This is a genomic window from Enterobacter cloacae complex sp. CARB60, from assembly GCF_036487345.1.
GTDB classification, from domain to species: Bacteria; Pseudomonadota; Gammaproteobacteria; order Enterobacterales; family Enterobacteriaceae; genus Enterobacter; species Enterobacter asburiae_D.
In genome coordinates this window covers 77,634-96,778 of sequence record NZ_JAZKLC010000001.1, presented here as the reverse complement: position 1 = coordinate 96,778, position 19,145 = coordinate 77,634, and the positions used below count along the sequence as shown (strand labels likewise).

11 protein-coding genes and 4 pseudogenes are annotated in these 19,145 nt (G+C 52.7%); 9 read left to right on the top strand and 6 right to left on the bottom strand.

Features of this window, described 5'->3' with window-relative positions; genetic code table 11:
* Window positions 1–48 precede the first annotated feature (48 nt).
* The 8 genes and pseudogenes from V4835_RS00515 to V4835_RS00480 form a co-directional block, all read left to right on the top strand.
* Entirely contained in the window at window positions 49–1,038 is a 990-nt protein-coding gene (locus V4835_RS00515; protein ID WP_320723615.1) for a tyrosine-type recombinase/integrase, read from the top strand.
* 454 nt (window positions 1,039–1,492) lie between these two features.
* Window positions 1,493–2,212: pseudogene (locus V4835_RS00510) on the top strand (IS110 family transposase); the annotation flags it as partial.
* 2 nt (window positions 2,213–2,214) lie between these two features.
* Window positions 2,215–2,808: pseudogene (locus V4835_RS00505) on the top strand (recombinase family protein); the annotation flags it as partial.
* Window positions 2,809–2,866: 58 nt separating this feature from the next.
* Window positions 2,867–3,142 (top strand): copper resistance protein CopC, encoded by a 276-nt coding sequence (locus tag V4835_RS00500; protein WP_172686968.1) that lies wholly within the window; start codon window positions 2,867–2,869, stop codon window positions 3,140–3,142.
* Between the two features lie 30 nt (window positions 3,143–3,172).
* Window positions 3,173–3,796: an IS66-like element accessory protein TnpA gene (tnpA, locus tag V4835_RS00495; protein ID WP_172689084.1), complete on the top strand. Its 624-nt coding sequence runs from the start codon at window positions 3,173–3,175 to the stop codon at window positions 3,794–3,796.
* Window positions 3,793–4,140 carry an IS66 family insertion sequence element accessory protein TnpB gene (gene tnpB / locus V4835_RS00490; protein WP_172687051.1) on the top strand — a complete coding sequence of 116 codons (348 nt, stop codon included), beginning with the start codon at window positions 3,793–3,795 and terminating at the stop codon, window positions 4,138–4,140. The genes tnpA and tnpB overlap by 4 nt, the downstream gene beginning before the upstream one ends.
* A 19-nt stretch (window positions 4,141–4,159) precedes the next feature.
* On the top strand, window positions 4,160–5,731 hold the full coding sequence (gene tnpC, locus V4835_RS00485) for an IS66 family transposase (protein WP_172689085.1): 1,572 nt from the start codon (window positions 4,160–4,162) through the stop codon (window positions 5,729–5,731).
* A gap of 101 nt (window positions 5,732–5,832) precedes the next feature.
* Window positions 5,833–5,937 (top strand): annotated as a pseudogene (locus V4835_RS00480) (copper resistance protein CopC); the annotation flags it as partial.
* A gap of 76 nt (window positions 5,938–6,013) precedes the next feature.
* Here the strand turns inward: V4835_RS00480 and V4835_RS00475 are convergent.
* Window positions 6,014–9,004 carry a Tn3 family transposase gene (locus V4835_RS00475; protein WP_331411008.1) on the bottom strand — a complete coding sequence of 997 codons (2,991 nt, stop codon included), beginning with the start codon at window positions 9,002–9,004 and terminating at the stop codon, window positions 6,014–6,016.
* 28 nt (window positions 9,005–9,032) lie between these two features.
* On the bottom strand, window positions 9,033–9,656 hold the full coding sequence (locus V4835_RS00470; protein WP_000684988.1) for a recombinase family protein: 624 nt from the start codon (window positions 9,654–9,656) through the stop codon (window positions 9,033–9,035).
* A 369-nt stretch (window positions 9,657–10,025) separates the two neighbouring features.
* Here V4835_RS00470 and V4835_RS00465 point away from each other — a divergent pair, with 369 nt between their 5' ends.
* The gene (locus V4835_RS00465; RefSeq protein WP_318155651.1) at window positions 10,026–14,480 is read left to right on the top strand and encodes an autotransporter outer membrane beta-barrel domain-containing protein; all 4,455 of its coding nucleotides are present in this window, start codon (window positions 10,026–10,028) and stop codon (window positions 14,478–14,480) included.
* A gap of 364 nt (window positions 14,481–14,844) precedes the next feature.
* On the opposite strand, the gene V4835_RS00460 is transcribed toward V4835_RS00465, so the two are convergent.
* The 4 genes and pseudogenes from V4835_RS00460 to V4835_RS00445 all read right to left on the bottom strand — a co-directional run bounded on the left by V4835_RS00460 (window position 14,845) and on the right by V4835_RS00445 (window position 19,143).
* Window positions 14,845–15,105 carry a DUF2534 family protein gene (locus V4835_RS00460; RefSeq protein ID WP_172686970.1) on the bottom strand — a complete coding sequence of 87 codons (261 nt, stop codon included), beginning with the start codon at window positions 15,103–15,105 and terminating at the stop codon, window positions 14,845–14,847.
* A 56-nt stretch (window positions 15,106–15,161) separates the two neighbouring features.
* On the bottom strand, window positions 15,162–17,228 hold the full coding sequence (locus V4835_RS00455) for a TonB-dependent copper receptor (RefSeq protein ID WP_272755952.1): 2,067 nt from the start codon (window positions 17,226–17,228) through the stop codon (window positions 15,162–15,164).
* Between the two features lie 82 nt (window positions 17,229–17,310).
* Complete coding sequence (locus V4835_RS00450; RefSeq protein WP_272755976.1) at window positions 17,311–17,697, bottom strand: DUF2946 domain-containing protein; 387 nt, start codon at window positions 17,695–17,697, stop codon at window positions 17,311–17,313.
* 239 nt (window positions 17,698–17,936) lie between these two features.
* Window positions 17,937–19,143, bottom strand: a pseudogene (locus tag V4835_RS00445) (IS3 family transposase).
* Between the last annotated feature and the right edge of the window lie 2 nt (window positions 19,144–19,145).

Sequence of the window (19,145 nt, the reverse complement as noted above, 5' to 3'; positions counted from 1 at the left end):
TTTTTCAAGCAGCGCGCCGGACGCTTTCCGGCCCGGACGGAGCCCTGGATGACACTGATGCCTGACGATGAACCAGAGCTGATCCCTCCTTCGGCGGTCATTCCGCCGGATGAGGATTTCCTCCCGGCGCTTGCCGGTGGTGAAGTCCCGATCAGTCCCGCCCGGGCCTACCTGCTTTCCCTGAATTCGCCCCGCAGCCGGCAGACCATGGCCTCGTTCCTTTGTATTGTCGCCGGCATGCTTGGCGCTTCATCCCTGGAGTCCTGCAGCTGGGGCAGCCTGCGACGCCATCACGTGATGGCCGTTACTGAGCTGCTGCGCGACACCGGCCGGGCCACGGCAACCGTTAACACCTATCTTTCGGCGCTGAAGGGAGTGGCAAAGGAAGCGTGGATGCTGAAGCTGATGGATGTAGAGAGTTTTCAGCATATTAGGGCGGTGCGCAATCTGCGTGGAAGTCGTCTCCCGCGAGGGCGGGCCCTGCCGCCTGAGGAGATCAGGGCGCTGTTTGGTGCCTGTGAGGCTGATGACTCCAGTATCGGGGTTCGTGATGCGGCGATGCTGGCCGTGATTCTTGGCTGCGGCCTGCGACGCTCGGAGGCCGTGGGGCTGGATTTGCGTGACGTTGTCACATATGAGCGGGCACTACGTGTGCTGGGTAAGGGCAACAAGGAGCGCCAGGCCTACATGCCGGCAGGCACCTGGCAGCGGCTCAGGATATGGATCGATGATGTGCGCGGGGAAAAAGACGGACCGCTGTTCACCCGCATCCGCCGGTTTGATACCCTGACTAACGACCGGCTGACCGACCAGGCGGTGTACCATGTCCTGCAGGTGCGCCAGCGCCAGGCCGGAATAGCGAAATGCGCCCCGCACGATTTAAGGCGCACTTTTGCCACGGCCATGCTGGATAATGGTGAGGATTTAATCACGGTGAAGGATGCGATGGGCCACGCCAGCGTCACCACCACCCAGCAGTACGATCGGCGAGGGGAAGCGCGCCTGCGTACTGCGCGCGACCGTCTGGATCTGATATGAACTTAACAAGGTATCAAGATGTTAAGTTAACAAGATACCAGATTATGATGCTCGCAGGCAGCGCAATTTTCTGGAATGGTGCCGCAGCGGAACTTCCGTTAAAGTAGTTCTGTCGGCTATCCTGCTTCCCCTTCTGAACCGGGGTGGTTTGGATATGCGGGATGGCCGGTCCTTTTCGTTCTTTCGCCTGGTACCAGATGCGATTATGAGGATTATGAAGCGTGAAAATCTTCTGCAACTTCAGGTTTAAATCGTGGTGTGCCCATACGCTCCTCCTTCTATCTCAAAAGTGGATTACTATGAACTGGCTTAGATTTGGCAAGGCCTGTGTAGTCCGATTCCTCCCGGCGTTATTGAAGCCCGCAGCAAAGCGATTGACGTACAAACTGAGCCGTTCATCAGAAGCCCGAACAGTTGTCCGAACTTCAAATCGTATTTGCAAGGAGGGGTATAGATGAGCGTGTCAAATCAACGTTGTGCAGGCATAGATGTTTCAAAAGGTACTCTGGATATTGCAATCAGCAATATTGCCAGCCAGTTCACTGCTCCATATGGAACTGATGGTTTTACTCAAGTTCTCAGAGAGTTAAAGAGAAATGAAACAAGGTTGATCCTCATGTAAGCGACAGGGGTCTGGAGTTAGGTGTGGCTTGTTATCTTCAATCAGAAGGCTTTGACGTTGTCGTCATTAATCCCCGCCAGGCTCGAGATTTTGCCCGTGCAATGGGCTATCTGGCGAAGACTGATCGTATAGATGCCAGAGTATTGCTTCAGATGTCGGAAGTTATTAACCAGCACCCGGAACGGAAACAGTACATTCGTCCCTTGCCTGATGCTCACAGGTAGATTCTGGCTGCGATGGTGCTTAGACGCAGACAGCTAACAGCTATGCTTACAGCCGAGCGAAACCGATGGCATCCCTCGCATCCTCTGAGCCATGCAAGCATTAGATCAATTATTTCGGCTCTGAAGGGCGAGCTGGCACGTATTGAAGGTGAAATGGCGATTCACATCAAGGAGCATTTCAGTGCATTATCCGAGCGTTCTGAACGCAGTTAAAAGCGTTGGAACTGCCACAGTCGCCGTGCTACTGGCAGAAGTTCCGGAACTTGGCTCACTGTCACGACGAGAAATTAGCGCCCTTATTGGGGTTGCTCCAGTAAACAGAGATTCCGTTTTGCTTACTGCCGGGTCTCAACTCTGGAGCAAACAACAGAGAACCAGCGCAGAGAAATTGAAGTGGCGGGTTTTGCCATCAGACCCCAGAGATTTGTGGAAGAACATATCAGTGGTTCGGTTGCGGCATCTGAGCGGCCAGGATTTATCCGTTTGCTTGATCGCATGGAAAGTGGTGACGTGCTGATAGTCACCAAACTTGACCGACTGGGCCGCAATGCGATGGATATAAGAAAAACAGTTGAGCAACTGGCCGCTTCTGATATACGAGTGCATTGCCTTGCGCTGGGCGGTGTTGATCTCACCAGTCCTGCCGGGAAAATGACCATGCAGATCATCTCGGCTGTGGCAGAGTTTGAGAGAGACTTATTACTTGAGCGCACATACTCGGGTATAGCAAGGGCAAAAGCAGACGGAAAAAGGTTTGGCCGCCCTTCAAGCCTAAATGAAGAACAGCAACGGGCAGTGATTGATCGTTTAAACGCCGGAACCACCATCAGCGCAGTTGCTCGGGAGTTTAATACATCCCGGCAAACAATAATCCGGGTTAGAGAGGGTAATCAGAAACGCAATGCTGTATTACCGGATTACTGAATGCTTATAATTAAGATACCGACCTGAATCAGATGTAAACACAACCGATGGAGTAAAAATGAAAATACCTGCAATTTTTCCGGTCTTAGTGATGGGGCTGTCCTCATTCTTTGTATCCCAGCAAGCGATGGCGCATGCTCATCTTAAGACTGCTGTCCCCGGCGATAAAGCTGAACTAACAGAGTCCCCTAAACAGCTGGCATTGAGCTTTACAGAATCTCTTGAGCCCTCTTTTTCCAAAGCGGAATTAAAAAATGCAGACCGCGATATTATTCCGACCGTAAGCGTCACAATTAGACCGTCTGTGCAGCAGGCTCCGGTTCCGGGAAAATAGTGTCCATCATTTTTTAATGGACACTATCGCTTGAAACACCGGACATGGCTTCTTGAGGTACTTCGCCTCCACTTTGAAGAAAAACTGCCGCGCATTGAGGCCGGACGCCGGTTAGGCATCCCCAAAACCACGGCCTGCGATCTCTTTGTTCGCTTCAGGAAAGCCGGTCTCTCCTGGCCTTTGCCGCCACGGATCAACGCAAAAAACCCGGATAAACGCCTTTACCGGCAGAACTCCCGAAAATCGTCCATTCTTCCCGTAGTCCCTGCGCTCTGCGAAATCCCTGTCGCCCGCAAACGACCACGACGTCCCAACTTCCCCCGCGACTTCAAAATCGCACTGGTGGCGCAGTCGATGCAGCCCGGCGTCAGCGTGGCACAACTGGCCCGTGAAAATAACATTAACGACAATCTCCTGTTCAACTGGCGACGTCGTTATCAGCAGGAGCTGTCAGGGACTCCGGCCAGCACGCCAGCACTGCTCCCCGTGACGCTGACCGCTACCGAAAGGCAGGTCAGCCCGCTGACACCCTCTGCGGAAGAGTCTCCCTGCTGCGAACTGGTTCTGCCCGCCGGTACGCTGCGTATTAGTGGAAAGCTGACGCCAGAGCTGCTGCAGATGCTTATCCGGGAAATGCAGGGAGGATGCCGGTGATATCACTCCCTGCGGGCTCCCGCATCTGGCTGGTCGCCGGCGTGACGGACATGCGCAACGGCTTCAATGGCCTTGCTTCCATAGTGCAGAACACGTTACGGGATGACCCCTTCAGCGGTCATCTGTTCATCTTCCGGGGGCGTCGCGGCGACATGATAAAGGTGCTGTGGGCGGACCGGGACGGCCTGTGCCTGTTCACCAAACGCCTGGAACGGGGGCGCTTCGTCTGGCCGGTGACCCGCGACGGCAAAATCCACCTGACGCCGGCGCAGCTGTCCATGCTGCTGGAAGGCATTAACTGGAAGCATCCGCAGCGAACGGAACGCCCTGGAATACGCCTGTAACCTGCTGTAAAGTGGGGTTATGGAGACCTCATACCCTGATGAAAACGCCCGGCTCAGGGCGCTGCTGCAGGAGCAGCAGACCACCATCCGCAAAATGGCGGAGTATAACCGCCTGCTCTCACAGCGGGTGGCGGCGTACGCCAGCGAAATTAACCGGCTGAAGGCGCTGGTCGCTAAGCTGCAGCGGATGCAGTTCGGCAAAAGCTCCGAAAAGCTGCGTGAGAAAACGCAGCGCCAGGTGCGCGAGGCAGAGGAGCGCATCAGCGCCCTGCAGGAGGAGATGGCGGAGGTGCTGGGAGAGCAGCATGACCCGGTACTGCCCCAGCCGCTGCGCCAGTCTTCCTCTCGCAAACCGCTGCCGGCATCGCTTCCCCGAGAAACCCGCACGCTGTCGCCGGCAGAAACCGCCTGTCCGGAATGCGGTGGCGAGCTCACTGCGCTGGGCTGCGACGTATCGGAGCAGCTCGAGCTTATCAGCAGCGCCTTTAAGGTTATCGAAACGCAGCGGCCGAAGCTGGCCTGCTGCAGCTGCGACCACATCGTTCAGACACCCATGCCTTCAAAACCCATTGAGCGCAGCTATGCGGGGCCCGGCCTGCTGGCGCGCATCGTCACGGCGAAGTTCGCCGAACATGTGCCTCACTATCGTCAGTCAGAGATATACCGTCGTCAGGGTGTTGAACTGAGTCGTGCCACGCTGGGGCGCTGGTCCGGCGCGGTCAGCGAACTGATGGAGCCGCTGTACGACCTGCTTCGCCAGTACGTGCTGATGCCGGGTAAGGTGCATACCGACGATATCCCTGTGCCGGTGCAGGAGCCGGGCAGCGGCAAAACCCGCACGGCCCGGCTGTGGGTCTACGTCCGGGATGACCGTAACGCGGGGTCACAACTTCCACCGGCGGTATGGTTCGCGTACTCGCCGGACCGGAAAGGCGTGCATCCACAGCAACATCTTGCCGGGTACAGCGGTATCCTGCAGGCGGACGCGTACGGTGGCTACAACGCGCTGTACGAAGACGGCCGCATCACCGAAGCGGCGTGTATGGCACACGCCCGCCGAAAAATCCACGACGTCCACGTCCGCCTCCCAACAGATATCACAACCGAAGCACTGAGGCGCATCGGCGAACTGTACGCCATCGAGGCGGAGATACGCGGCAGTCCGGCAGAGGAAAGGCTGGCGACCAGAAAAGCCAAAGCCATACCGCGGATGCAGTCGTTGTATGACTGGATACAGGAACAGATGAAGGTGCTGTCGCGCCACTCGGATACGGCGAAGGCGTTCGCCTACCTGCTGAAGCAGTGGGACGCGTTAAACCTGTACTGCAGCAACGGGTGGGCGGAGATCGACAACAACATCGCGGAGAACGCACTACGTGGCGTAGCCCTGGGCCGGAAGAACTGGCTGTTCGCGGGTTCAGACGCGGGCGGTGAACGTGCTGCGATCCTGTACTCGCTGATCGGCACCTGCCGGCTGAATGGTGTGGAGCCGGAGGCGTGGCTGCGCTATGTCCTGGGACATATCCAGGACTGGCCGGTAAACCGGCTGCGCGACCTGCTGCCGTGGAAAAGCGATCTCACATCTGCATAAGCGTCAATACGGTCTGGATGTGACGCTTACGCATAAGCGTCAATACGGTCTGGATGTGACGCTTACTTCCGACCGGTAAACCAGCCCTTGATCCAAAAGACAAAGCGACGTTAATAGTGCCTGTGAGCACGACGCTCGATAAAGGACAATATGAAGTCGACTGGACAGCTCTTTCAGTAGATGGTCATAAAACACAGGGAAAATAGGGGGTTGGGGAGCAACGGAGCAGTAAACGCCGTTAAGAGGTCAATTTAAATGGCCATTAATTTATTAATCAATAAATTATGTATTTTCATTGAAAGCTCTCAATTCACCCTTGCTGACGGATTCCGGCACTGTAAATGAATAGCGCCCCTGCATATTGATATGCCCACACTGTAACGGTGAAAGTTTCTCAACGTCTGAATCCAGAACCGGATAGCCCTCATGCCTGAGCTGCTGAATTGCTGCATCCATGTATATCGTGTTCCACAGAACAATAATATTGAGCACCAGACCTAACGATCCAAGCTGGTCTTCCTGGCCTTCACGGTAAGCCTGCCTCAGTTCTCCCCGCTTACCATGAAAGACATTTCTGGCCACTGCGTGGCGACCCTCTCCACGGTTGAGTTGTTGCAACGTTCTTCGCCGTTTGTTTTCATCGTCGAGGTAAGTCAACATATGGATAGTTTTATCCGCGCGGCCTATTTCGGCTATAGCCTGCGCCAGACTGGTTGGCCTGTCGCCCGTTTGCAGTGTTTTCATTATGGACATTACGTTCAGTCGTCCAAGTTTGAGGGACGCAATCAGCCGCAGAATATCATCCCAGTGTGGCTCTGTTTTTTTAACAAAATTAAGCCGATGCGAAGATATCGCGTTAAACGGGCCGTAATCTGCTTTAGGATCGGTGCGCCAGAATCTGGCTCCCCCCGTGTCCGCGATCCTTGGACAAAAACGATATCCCAGCAGGCGGAAAAGCCCGAAAATAACATCGCTGTATGCACCCGTATCGGTCATTATCTGGTATGGCATTTGATCCGTTTGTTGATCCAGCACGACAGCCAGGATGACCAGGCTATCCCTGAGCGTTCCAGGAACAACGATGTCGTTTATCCCCGAATACTGATCAGATATCAGGTTGTACCATGTAACCCCACGTCCTTCTTTGAAGTATTTAGGGTTGGGGCCGGCATGTACCGTGCGCACAGGAACAACAAATCGCATACCATCGGCTGATGCCACCTCACCACCACCCCAGATATTCGCTAGGGGAACGCCACTTTGTGCTGCGACAAGAATGGCGTTGGCTGCCAGAATCGTTTCGTCCCTGATGTAATTGCTGTCTGTCCAGGTCAGACGGTCACGCTTCAGTGCCGCGACATCATTGCGTATGAAGGGCTCCGGACCGGTGTTACAGGCTTCTGCCATCAGCATGGCGCAGATGCTGATATTCAGGTCAGAGACGCGGGAACTTTGCTCAGATGAATGGGTAAAGGCACCGGTGAAATGTGTCCGGGCATCGATTTCCAGTATCAGTTCAGGCAAATCAACGCGTGGCAACATGTCGGCCACCCGCTGCCGCAATGCGATCAGTGATGGTGTTTCTTCAATGGCATCCAGAGGACTCAGGATAAGCTCAGTTTTATCGCCATTTTCCGCAAATCTGACTGCCGGGTTTTCCGGTAGTCGGTCCAGCACAGCGCGATATGTTGAATCCAGCTCTGTTACAATAGCCGACAGAGTGGCACCTGGTGCTGATGATAATCCCAGAGAGCGGCAGATTATTGGACGCAGAGCTTCCCATTCCTTACCTTCGATGAGCCCTGTCCGCGGATCTGCATAACGCCAGCTGGGATTGACATAAATATCCCGTTTTTTCAGTGTAAGCTGAAGTTCCTTGAGTGCACAAAATGTATAGGCGTGAAAATCAATACTGCCATCTTTTCTTATCACATGTTGTTGCCACGGTTTATTGATTATTTCGCGAGGTGCATCATTATCTGTTTTTTTCTTTTTTAGATTAACTTCAATCCAGCAAAGTGCTTCAATTAATGTTTCAGCTGAAGTATTGCCTTCAAAATGTATCCTGGAAAGTAAATCAGGTAAAAAACGCCGTACCGTTTTGAATTTAGCATCAAGCTCATTGAAGTAAACGTTATTAGCTGGTCGAATAATTGATGTCACATTATTTACAGCATGTTTCAGTACATCTTCAGGAATAATATTGAAAATATTATCACGAACATCAGTATCAGGTAACTTGTCGTCAAGGACCATCCGACATGCTTTTGCCAGTATTTCTGCTGCGCGATCCAGATCTTTAAGCGTTCGCTGGCGGTTCCGTTTATCTGCCTGAACAGCTTCATTGAACAGATCCCGGAGTAGTGCTTCAAGTAATTCAAGTGCATCATCCTGAGCCGTCGCCTCCATACAGCAGGAGAATGCAACAAGCGTAGCCAGTTTTCTTTTTTCTGGTAAGCGCTGAAGCGCTGTTGTTTTAGCTGTTGAGGCATAACGGGCCAGGGCAGCAATACGGGTATCCGAAACTGGCGTAATTGCTGGTAATGTCACTCCCAGGTTACGTATTGTCTGAAGGCGGCCTATCGCCTGCACCAGTGATGTGGCATTCACTTTAGTGGGGCCGGTACGTAACTGATCGAGTAACGAATAGCGGCTTCCGGCTGGAACCGAAAGAAGCTCCAGAAGCCGTTGAGCCTGAGAGTCATCAATGCAGGCCGCCAGTGAATACCAGAGCCGGTTTTCAACCCTGTTGCGTAACCGGGCTATATAGCGTTCGAGCAACGAATATCCGGGTAATAATACTTTATGTGATAAAAGCCATCCGGTACATCTTTCAAAAAGAATACCCGGACGGCTCGTTCCGGCCCAGCATAAAGAATATAACCAGCGGGTCAGTGAAAACGCCACGCGGGTGTCGGTAAACTCCGTGTAACCATATATTTTTGTAATTTCATCTATATGTTGTCGACGTTGCTTTCCTGAGTTATATATATTAACCTGCTTACTACCACTCTCAATATGTAGTTGCTCTGCCAGAAAATCAATAACAGCAACCGGAATTATTGTCGTTAAATCGGGGAAGCGACCGAGGTAACGGACTGTACATAATAATATGGCATAGCCCAACCGGTTATGGTCTCCCCGTTTTTCTGAAATATTCATCCGGTCAAAATCATCAAGGTGAAAATAGCGAGCCAGTGTTTCCTTTGTCAGTTCGCCATGATAGTTACCGTAACCTGCTTTTTGATCTTCGGAAAGAAAATTAACCGGCATCGTAAACCATCCTTAGTTCAGGGGCATCTCACGAATTTTTTTGCGATTGATGGATTGCCCAGACACGCTTGACCTGACTGATGCTGCATCCGGCCAGCGTGGCTGTGCGCTCAATGGTTAATCCGGACTGCCGAAGGGTAATGATACGCTCATGGGTCACGAGATCGGCCTTCCTGCCTGCGTATTTGCCTGCAACTTTGGCGAGCTGAACACCCTGACGCTGTCTTTCCCGCCGTATTTCGTAGTCATCTCGTGCGGTCTGAAGGGCAAGTTTCAGCAATAACTCCTGAACAGATTCAAGGACAATGCGGGAGACACCATCATTTTCTGCTACCACTTCTGACAAATCCACTATGCCTGGAATAGCCAGCCGGGCACCTTTGTCTCTGATGGAAGCAATCAGTTTTTCAGCTTCAGGAAGAGGGAGACGACTGATACGGTCAATTTTTTCGGCTATCACCACATCACCTGGCTGAAGGTCGGCGATCATGCGGAGAAGCTCAGGTCTGTCAGCTCTGGCACCCGATGCTTTTTCCCGATAAATACCGGCGATATAAAAACCACTGGCAATGGCCGTTTTTTCGATGTCAGCCTGGCGTGTCAGATCCTGCTCTGATGTACTGACCCTTTCATAGATGCGAGCAATTTTCATTTACGATAGCCAAAATGAGTATAGTTGATTTGGCTATCGTAAAAGAGGGGGCTAAAAATGGCAATCTTCGATGTAAATTGGCTGGTTAATTTTTGGCTATTTATAATAACTAGCTTCTGCAGATAAACGCTGTCCTCACTCTTGAGGAGAATCAGTAGTTAGCATTCAGAAAAATACACGGTGATTGCATAGCAGTGGCAGCCACCGCCCGCATAGCATTTAACTAACCATTATGCTTAAGCCTGACTATCCTGAAAGAATAAGCGCGTCAGTAAAGGCTGTAGTCTTATATATTAGAAACTTAAATTTACCAATAATTACAAAGCCTTAATTGGTTGTAATCACGATTGAAGAACAGGAATTATAACTATGACAATACCCGGAAAAACCTCTCTCCTTTCTACATGTGTTTACCTGGCTCTTTCTTCTGCCAGCCAGTCTTATGCTGCCTGTGACAATTATCTCCCCGACACGGGGCAAACCGTGGAGTGCGATGTATCCCCCCCCAATCCCGATCCCACCGCGATTGTCAGCGCCAGCGGCGTGACAGACGTCATCGTGAATATAACCTCCGGCAGCGAACTTAATGTCGCCGGCGCTGAAGCTATTTATCTTGGTGATGGCAGCAATATCACTAACGCCGGACAGCTGACAGGCACAACCGGCGTGCTGCTCCGGGAAGGGACAAGCGTGCTCAATAACAGCGGCGCTATCACCGGTACTACCGGGCCAGGGGTTCAGTTTAACGGCAGCGGAAATAATCAACTGACAAACAGCGGGACTATCCAGGGCAGCGCCGGTAGCAATGCGGTTGTCTTTGGCAGCGGCAATGATTCACTCATCATGAACGGTGGCACCATTACCGGCGATGTCGATTCTGGCGACGGGGCCGACAGTGTCAACATCAGCAACGGCACTATCACCGGCACCCTCCAGCAGGGCAATGGCATTGACGATTTTGTCATGAGTGGGGGCTCACTGGGCGCGCTTCAGCAGGGAGATAACAGGGATACGTTCACCATGACGGGCGGCACCATCGTGGGCGCTTTCGAAGATGGCGACGTGGCAAAGATGACCGGAGGAACCATTGGCCGTGTCAATATGAAGCTCGATAACAATATTTTTGATATGTCCGGTGGCGAGATAATCGGTAACCTGGTTACCGGCTTCGGCAATGACACCATTCTTGTCAGCGGCGACAGCGTAATCGGCGGAAACATTAGCGTCAGCGGTGGCACAGACAGCGTGACGGTCACCGGCGGCACGGTCAAAGGCGAAATAAGAATGAGCACCGGGAATGACCTGTTCCACTGGGAGAAAGGCACCATTCTGGGCAATATTATGATGGAGGCCGATAACGACCGGATCGAGTTGACGAACCTGGATGCCGTCTCTGCGGCCTCCTCCCCTCTTATAGACGGAGGTGCGGGCAATGATAATTTAGTTATGGACAACAGCGCATATGTTCACAGTACGGCAAACGTTCTGCAAGGTATTGAGCTCATTACTCTCAATAACGGTTCCACGCTGACGCTCAATAACAGTCCATTGCCGCTGGGCGATGCCAAAGACGATAACGCCAGCACCGGTTATACACTCGACGGTACCAGCACCCTCGCGATTCAAAACGCCAGCCAGACAGCGTTTAACAGTCACGTCAGCGGAACAGGTACGATAAGTACGGACACAAACGGCAGCGCCTTTAGCTTTACCGGCAACAATGCCGGGGATAATTTTGCCGGAACTCTGGCGCTGGGTGACAGTACCTTCGATCTCAATGGTCTGAATACGCAAGCGCTCAGCCAGGCCACGTTGCGGGCAGGAACTGACAGCATGACAACCGTAGGCGCTGGTGAACAGCATATCGGCGGCCTGACGTTTGCAGGCGGGACCGTCGATTTTGGTAGCGTCGCGCCGGGTAATACCCTGGCGGAAAACACCATTCAGACCAGCCGCGATCTCGATTTGAACGGCAGCGGTACGGTGAAAGTTGGCATCGACAATATGGTGAATGAATATCCGGCCGCCGCGAATAATTTGCCACTGCTCTCTCAGGATGACGCAAACACGACCATCAAACTGGCCGGTTCAGACGGCACAGTCACCGGCAACGGCGGCAGCCTGACGCTGGCCGACGCCAGTGGCAACATAATTACCGACAGTATTACCGATGCCATTCTTCAGAATGGCAATGCGGTTGCTCAGGGTACCTGGGACTGGCGTTTAAGCTCAGGTGAAAACCAGGACGGGCTGTATATCGCTTACGCCCTGAAGGAGGTGGAACTCCAGGGTACCGGCGCCGATGCCCTGATCCTCAACGGCCAGAACGCCTCAGGCAATGCGGCAGACCTGAGTGCAAAAATTACCGGCAACGGTGATTTGGCATTTGAGAATGCTGCAACCGATACGGTTTCTCTCTCTAATAAAGATAATGACTACACCGGAATAACTAATGTTCGCAGCGGTAATTTGCTAATGAATAACAACAGCGTTCTCGGCAAAACATTCCTTCTGAAAATGGCCAGCGACACCGCGCTAAATATGAATGGGTTTTCCCAGACGATTGGCAGCGTTGATACCGCCGAAAATTCGCAGATTGAAATTGCCGGCGGCAGCCTGACGGTTGACCAGGGTGGCACAATAAACGGCAGCCTGCTGGGCGCCGGAAACCTGACGCTTAATAGCGGCACGCTGGACATCAACGGCGCAAACGCCGCGCTGAGCGCCAGCACGCAAATCCGGAATGCCGGCACGGTCAATCTGACCAGCGCGGAGGGTCTGGGAAGCGGCGATATCGATAACGCCGGTCGGCTTAACCTCAATGGAGCCAGCGGCACGCTGCTCAACAGCCTGAGCAACAGCGGCGACGTGGATTTAGATACCAGCCAGATTACCCTGGTCGGGGATAACTCACAGTTCAGCGGTACGTTTAATATTAATGCAGACAGCCAGCTGACGGCGGGAGAAGCACGACATCTTGGCACTGCGGTCATCAACGATGCGGGCACATTAAATCTGACTACCGGCACCGACTGGACGCTGGCTAACAGCGTAACGGGAGCAGGCAACCTCGTTAAAAACGGAGCGGGCGTTGTCACCCTGACGCAGGCGAGCGCCGCCTATACGGGAACAACGGATATTAACCAGGGCGGCATTACCTTTGGTAGCCGCGGCCAGCCGATTACGCTGGCAACCTCAGAAGTTAATATTAATGATGGTTTCCTCGCGGGCAACGGCGCGATTGCCGGGGATGTAAATAATAAAAGCCTGCTTCAGGTCGGGAATAGCACAGCTTCGCAGGACAATGCAGCGCAGAATATCGCGACCTTTGCCGCCGTTCTGGCTGAGCCAACAACTGATGCGCTGACAATAGGCGGCAATCTGACCAACAGCGGCCAGATTCAGGTAGGCCAGACCGGGAGCGATGCCCTGGCTGGGAATACGCTCACTGTCAACGGCAACTATACAGGTAACGGCGCTCACATCGCCTTTAATACGGTACTTGGAAACGACGCCTCCACCACCGACCATATGACCGTCAACGGCGACACTGGCGGGACAACTTACGTAGCCGTGGCTAACGCCGGGGGTAGCGGGGCCAGAACTCTCAACGGAATTGAGTTGATTAATGTCGGCGGAAGTTCTGACGGCCAGTTCTTACAGGATGGACGCATTGTTGCAGGAGCCTATGATTACCGGTTGGGGCGCGGTGCGGGCGCTAACCAAAAAAACTGGTATCTGACTAATGACGCTGATGGCCCGCAAGGAGAAGTGGACCCAACCGATCCAACTAACCCTACAGAGCCGGGTATCCCTGAACCGCCTACAGGTAATAATGTCATGCTGCGCCCTGAAGCGGGCAGTTATACAGCAAACCTGATTGCGGCAAATACCATGTTTAATACGCGGTTGCACGACAGACTGGGGGAAACGCAGTACACCGACTCGCTTACTGGAGAGAAAAACGTCACCAGCCTCTGGCTCCGCCAGGTTGGCACGCATAACTCCTCCCGCTCAAATATCGGCTCGCTGAAAACTACCAGCAATCAGTACGTTGTGATGCTTGGTGGGGATCTGGCGCAATGGAGTAGCGATGGACTGGATCGCGGTCATCTTGGCATTATGGGCGGTTACGGCAACAACCAGAGCAACACTCGTTCCAGCGTGACAGGTTATTCAGCCAAAGGCCAGGTCAATGGCTACAGCGTCGGCCTGTACGGCACATGGTATGCAAACGATGCGGACAAAACAGGTCTGTATATAGACAGCTGGGCACAGTACGGCTGGTTTAAAAACACCGTTAAGGGTGAAGGCCTTCCCCAGGAAAAATACGATTCAAGTGGACTGAGCGCCTCTCTGGAGAGCGGCTATACATGGAAAGTCGGCGAATTCAGCGGCAGCAAGCAAAGCCTTAATTCAGTTTATATCCAGCCGCAGGCGCAGATAACTTGGATGGGCGTCAAGGCAGACAACCATACGGAGGGTAATGGAACCCGAATCGACAGCGACGGTGACGGAAATATCCAGACCCGCCTGGGGACCCGCGTTTTCCTGAAAGGCCACAGCAATATTGACGAAGGCAAAGACCGGGAGTTTGAACCCTTTGTTGAGGCGAACTGGCTGCATAATACCCGCAGCTATTCAACCAGTATGAACAGCGTCAGAATTAGTCAGGACGGTGCCCGAAATATTGGCGAGCTGAAAACCGGCGTCGAAGGCCAGCTTTTACGCAACCTTACGGCGTGGGGTAACGTTGGTCAGCAGGTGGGGGATAAAGGTTATTTCAATACGGAGGCTATGCTGGGAGTTAAATATAGTTGGTGATCCCAGTATTCAGCATTGAATGTCCGGGCTCATTTTGATATCGGCCCGGCAATATGTTTACTGCCCACTTTTCGGTGGGCTTTTGCTTTTCACTCAACGCAGCATACAATCAATTTGCTTGCACCTGTCCAAGAGTGACCATCGATTCGTTTACCTGATGGTATCGAATAAGTGGTTGATTTATTTTTAGCCACTTTAAATGACCGCTTAACAGCGTTTACTGTTCCGTTGCTCCCCAAACCCCAAATATACCTTTACTGTTAAGTAAAAGGCCGAAGTAGACATGTATCGTGCCAGTTTAAATGACACGATACATTTTTGAATGCGCTTGCGTTCCGGTTGTGAACAACAAACGCGCATTCAGTTATTCTGAATCATCTTTAGGGCCGAGAAAGTAAAACCCAAAAGGCAGCGACCCCACAATGGTGAACATAAGGCTGTAAATGGCCACCCATGCGCCCTGGATGATAAAGAGGGATATGTCCCAGGTTTCCATCGGCAGATTGTACTGGTCTTCTACGCCCTGGAACGCGGCTTGCGACACCACGCATACCGCAACGATAAACACACAAGCCACAGCAATAAGAAACTTTTTCCCCTCCGGGGTTTTGAGAATTTTAAACATAACAATTTCCTCATATTTTCTGAATAAACAACCCGGCCCTTTCGAACCGGGACCGGTCAGAATGTCACATTAATTTTGCCCCAGAATGTTCTTCCTGGTTCGTTAACGGAGGTATTGGCGGAGTAGCCAAAGCTACTGTTACCCGCTAGGTTGAGATGCTCGCTGTAATCCTTGTCCAGAAGATTATCGACACCGGCGCTCACTTTAAAGTACTTGTTCACGCGGTAAGCGGCGTTGGCGGAAACCACGGCAAAACCGGCGCTGCTGTCAAAATCTTTACCCACCACATTACCTTCATTAATCGCCACCCGATGCTGGCTACTGACCAGACGTATCAGCCCGGTACTGCTCCAGTTACCACTTTCCCAGGATAATCCCAGACGGGCTTCGAGAGGAGGCATTTGCGGAAGGGGTTTACCATCTTCTGTGTTCCTGCCCCAGGAATAGGCCAGACTGGCGTCGGTTTTCCAGCTGTCGGTCAGCTTATAGCTGACACCGGCTTCGCCTCCCATGATGGTGGCGTTGATGTTATCGACCTGGCTGATATATGCATCGTTGGGATCGTAGCGGAAAAGGATAAAATCATTTACGCGACCGACATAAGCAGAAACCCAGGCGTTTGTACGTTTGCCGGAATACTGTGCGCCAATATCAAGCTGGGTCGTTTTTTCGGTTTTCACTTTATCAAACGCGTCTGAGGTGCCGTCAGGCCCGAAGGTGGGGGAAAACAGTTCCCAGTAGTCCGGGAAACGTTCTGTATACCCAAGCCCGGCATACAGCATTAGCTGCATTTCTGCGAGGGTATGCTCGAAACGTACAAACCCGGCAGGAAGGGTGTCCGTTCGCTCTGAGGAGCCTTTCCCGGAAAAATTATCCACGAGGACACGATCAAGGCGAGCGCCCCCCACTAACTTGCTTGAATCAGAGGTATTCCAGGTGAGTTCACTGAAGAGACCATAATCATGGAAACGGGCATCTTTGACCCAGCTGTTATCCATTTTATTACGATGGGTATTCAGCTGGGTATCGGCGCCGCTTTTCAGCTCCACATCCGCCCACTCCCACGTGCCCATCATACGACCGCCAACAGTACGTCTGTCGACCTCCATCGCCATTGGCATATTCATATCCATTGACATGCCTGCATCCATTGAGTCACCCATGCCGCTTTCTGCCATTCCTTCCGACATACCTCCTGACATACCACCGCCGGGTGAACGAAGTGAATAGTTATCCATAATGTGGTCGGCGTAGTTGTAATAGACATTCGCTTCAAATTTCTGGAATACCTCCCCGATATTTGATTTTCCGAACCTGGCACCCAGGCTTTCTCGACTGAACTGGGAGCCGTCCATACTGCGCCCCGCATAACGCGATTCCCCGTCCCCTTTCCCTGCCGTCAGTTCAATCAGGGTATCTTTATCGGGCGTCCAGCCGAGCGCCATATCGCCGTTCCATTTATCCCATTTTGAGGGGACGCGATCGCCATTACCATCCTTATAGTCATCGGAACGCGATTTGTTACCCATGAGGCGCAAATATCCATCTTCGCTACCCAGGCTGATATCCGCATTCTCATCCCAGCGATTGTTCGAGGCAGCAAGCAGGCTGGCATTTCCCTGTACGCCGGGTTTATCAAAACGCGGCTGCTCGCGATCGAAACGAATTGTCCCTGCAGAGTTACCTGGCCCCCACAGGACCGTTTGCGGTCCTTTGGTCAACGTCAGAAGGTCAAAACTTTCCGGGGAGATATAAGAGCTGGGGGCATCCATTCGGGCCGGGCAGGCACCCAGCATTTCGCCATTATTGGTCAGGATACGCAGACGAGATCCGAACATTCCGCGGAAAACCGGATCGCCATTTGTACCACCGGCCCGTATTTGTGAAAAGCCGGGGATGGTTTTCAGGTAATCGGAACCATCACTTGCCGGGACAGGCTGACGCGGTCGTTTTGGGGACGTGACAACTTCCAGCGGCGATAAGGCGGGAGCCGTAACAACCATGACGGAATCATCCTCCATCGTTGCGTGATCGTGACTCTCCTGGGCATTAACGGCATTCGTCTGGAATGCCATCATAATCAGAACTGCAAGAGGAGTACGTACAAAGCGTTGAGTTTTCATTATTTGCCTTACTGTTTTTCTGGCGTAAGCAACCTTGCCTGTCCTGAGACAGCCAGCAGATTACGTCTGTTTTTGTGAGGAATTAATTCGCAGAAAGAAAAGCAGCAGGAGGGGCGCGGGCACGCTGAGGCGCCCAGGCGCGGAAAATCGGTGAGAAAATGGCCTGTAGATGAAGAGACAGACGAACGCAGAGTAACATCAGCCAGAGCATTACCGTCAGCACGAACTGGACGAAAGGCAGATGAATCAGTAATTGACAGTACCCACAGGCAATTTCTTCCATCGGGGACATAGCGTGTCCAGCCATTATGGGATGAACCATGGTGAGGTTTTGTTCGCAGTGTTCCGGCATAGCCATACCATGATGCTCAGGCATGGCAGTCGTAATCGCTGAACTCACACAGTCGGAATGGTGAACTAAAGATTTAGATATGACAGGCGCAATGAACAACATGGCTACTGAGAGCAATGCTATACATGCTGCAATGAAGAAGAAACGATTGCGCCCGTACAAAATGTTACCCGGTCATGACTATATGGGCGCTAGTGTATCTTATTTGATTTGCAAATGTTAACAGAACTCACCTTTTAGCTCATGATTGAAAAATCTGCTGACATGGTATGTTTAAGAGCTGCCAGTATGTCAAAAGAGTATTGAACAGCGGTAAATTTGATCTTGACCCGCCATCTCCAGACAGCTTTTGTATCTTAAGTTAACGATGCCCGCAGGCGCCGGTATTCTCTCGGGGAGTGATATCCCAGTGCGCTGTGCGGATGGTTTTCATTGTAATGATTGAACGCCTCAGCAAGGTTCTGCAACGCCGTTCGCACATTCGGTTTTGGCATGAACGCGATGTAGTCTTCCTTCATCGTCTTTACGAACCGTTCGGCCATGCCGTTACTCTGTGGACTGCTCACTGCCGTTGTGCAGGCTTCCAGATTCAGATCTGCGGCGAACTTGCGCGTGTCATGCGCCGTATACGCCGAACCGTTGTCCGTCAGCCACTGCACCGGCTTGTCCGGGAGCATCGCTCCGAAGCGCTTCTCCACGGCTCCCAGCATCACGTCCTGTACGGTCATGCTGTCATAGCCGCCGGTGCTCGCGGCCCAGTCTATGGCCTCTCTGTCGCAGCAGTCCAGCGCGAACGTCACGCGCAGTTTTTCGCCGTCGTCACATCCGAACTCGAAGCCGTCTGAGCACCAGCGCTGGTTGCTCTCTGCTACCGCGATTTTACCGTTATGCTCGCGCTGAGGCCGTTGTGGTTTGTCATGCAGCAGCAACAGATTATGCTCGCTCATCACACGGTAAACCCGTTTGGCATTCACCGGGGGAAGACCTTCATCGCGAAGCTGTCTCCGCATTATTCCCCACACCCGGCGATAGCCATAGCTGGGCATATCGCTGATGATACCGAGGATGCGCGACAGGACCTCTGCGTCTGCTTCCTCGTCTCGCCGGAGAGTGCGCCCGTCCTGCCAGTCGGCAGAACGGTGAACCCGCAGTGATAATTGCGCACGCGACACGCCCATGATGCTGCTTACCTGGGCTATTCCTTGTCCTTTGGCAACAAGGGCGCATGCGCTATCCATTTTCGGGCCTGTCCGTACTCCACTGCTTCTTTCAGGATCTCTACTTCCATCGTCTTCTTACCCAGAAGGCGCTGAAGCTCACGGATCTGCTTGTTTGCGGCGGACAGCTCTGATGCCGGAACGACATCTTCTCCGGCAGCAACGGCAGTCAGGCTGCCTTCCAGATACTGTTTTTCCACTTAAATAGCTGGCTGGGCTGAATGCCATGCAAACGAGCAACATGGGAGACGGTCATCCCCGGCTCCATGGTCTGCCGGATAATGGCAATTTTTTCCTGCGGAGTCTTACGCTTGCGGAGCTCCTGCCCCAACAGTATTCCTGTCATCT

Bases quoted from the DNA above. Each gene is read 5' to 3' on its own strand.
- tnpC (WP_172689085.1), top strand. From the start codon at position 4,160: ATGGAGACCTCATACCCTGATGAAAACGCCCGGCTCAGGGCGCTGCTG.
- V4835_RS00515 (WP_320723615.1), top strand. From the start codon at position 49: ATGACACTGATGCCTGACGATGAACCAGAGCTGATCCCTCCTTCGGCG.
- V4835_RS00470 (WP_000684988.1), bottom strand. From the start codon at position 9,656: ATGAAAATTGCTCGCATCTATGAAAGGGTCAGTACATCAGAGCAGGAT.
- V4835_RS00465 (WP_318155651.1), top strand. From the start codon at position 10,026: ATGACAATACCCGGAAAAACCTCTCTCCTTTCTACATGTGTTTACCTG.
- V4835_RS00455 (WP_272755952.1), bottom strand. From the start codon at position 17,228: ATGAAAACTCAACGCTTTGTACGTACTCCTCTTGCAGTTCTGATTATG.
- V4835_RS00475 (WP_331411008.1), bottom strand. From the start codon at position 9,004: ATGCCGGTTAATTTTCTTTCCGAAGATCAAAAAGCAGGTTACGGTAAC.
- V4835_RS00460 (WP_172686970.1), bottom strand. From the start codon at position 15,105: ATGTTTAAAATTCTCAAAACCCCGGAGGGGAAAAAGTTTCTTATTGCT.
- V4835_RS00500 (WP_172686968.1), top strand. From the start codon at position 2,867: ATGAAAATACCTGCAATTTTTCCGGTCTTAGTGATGGGGCTGTCCTCA.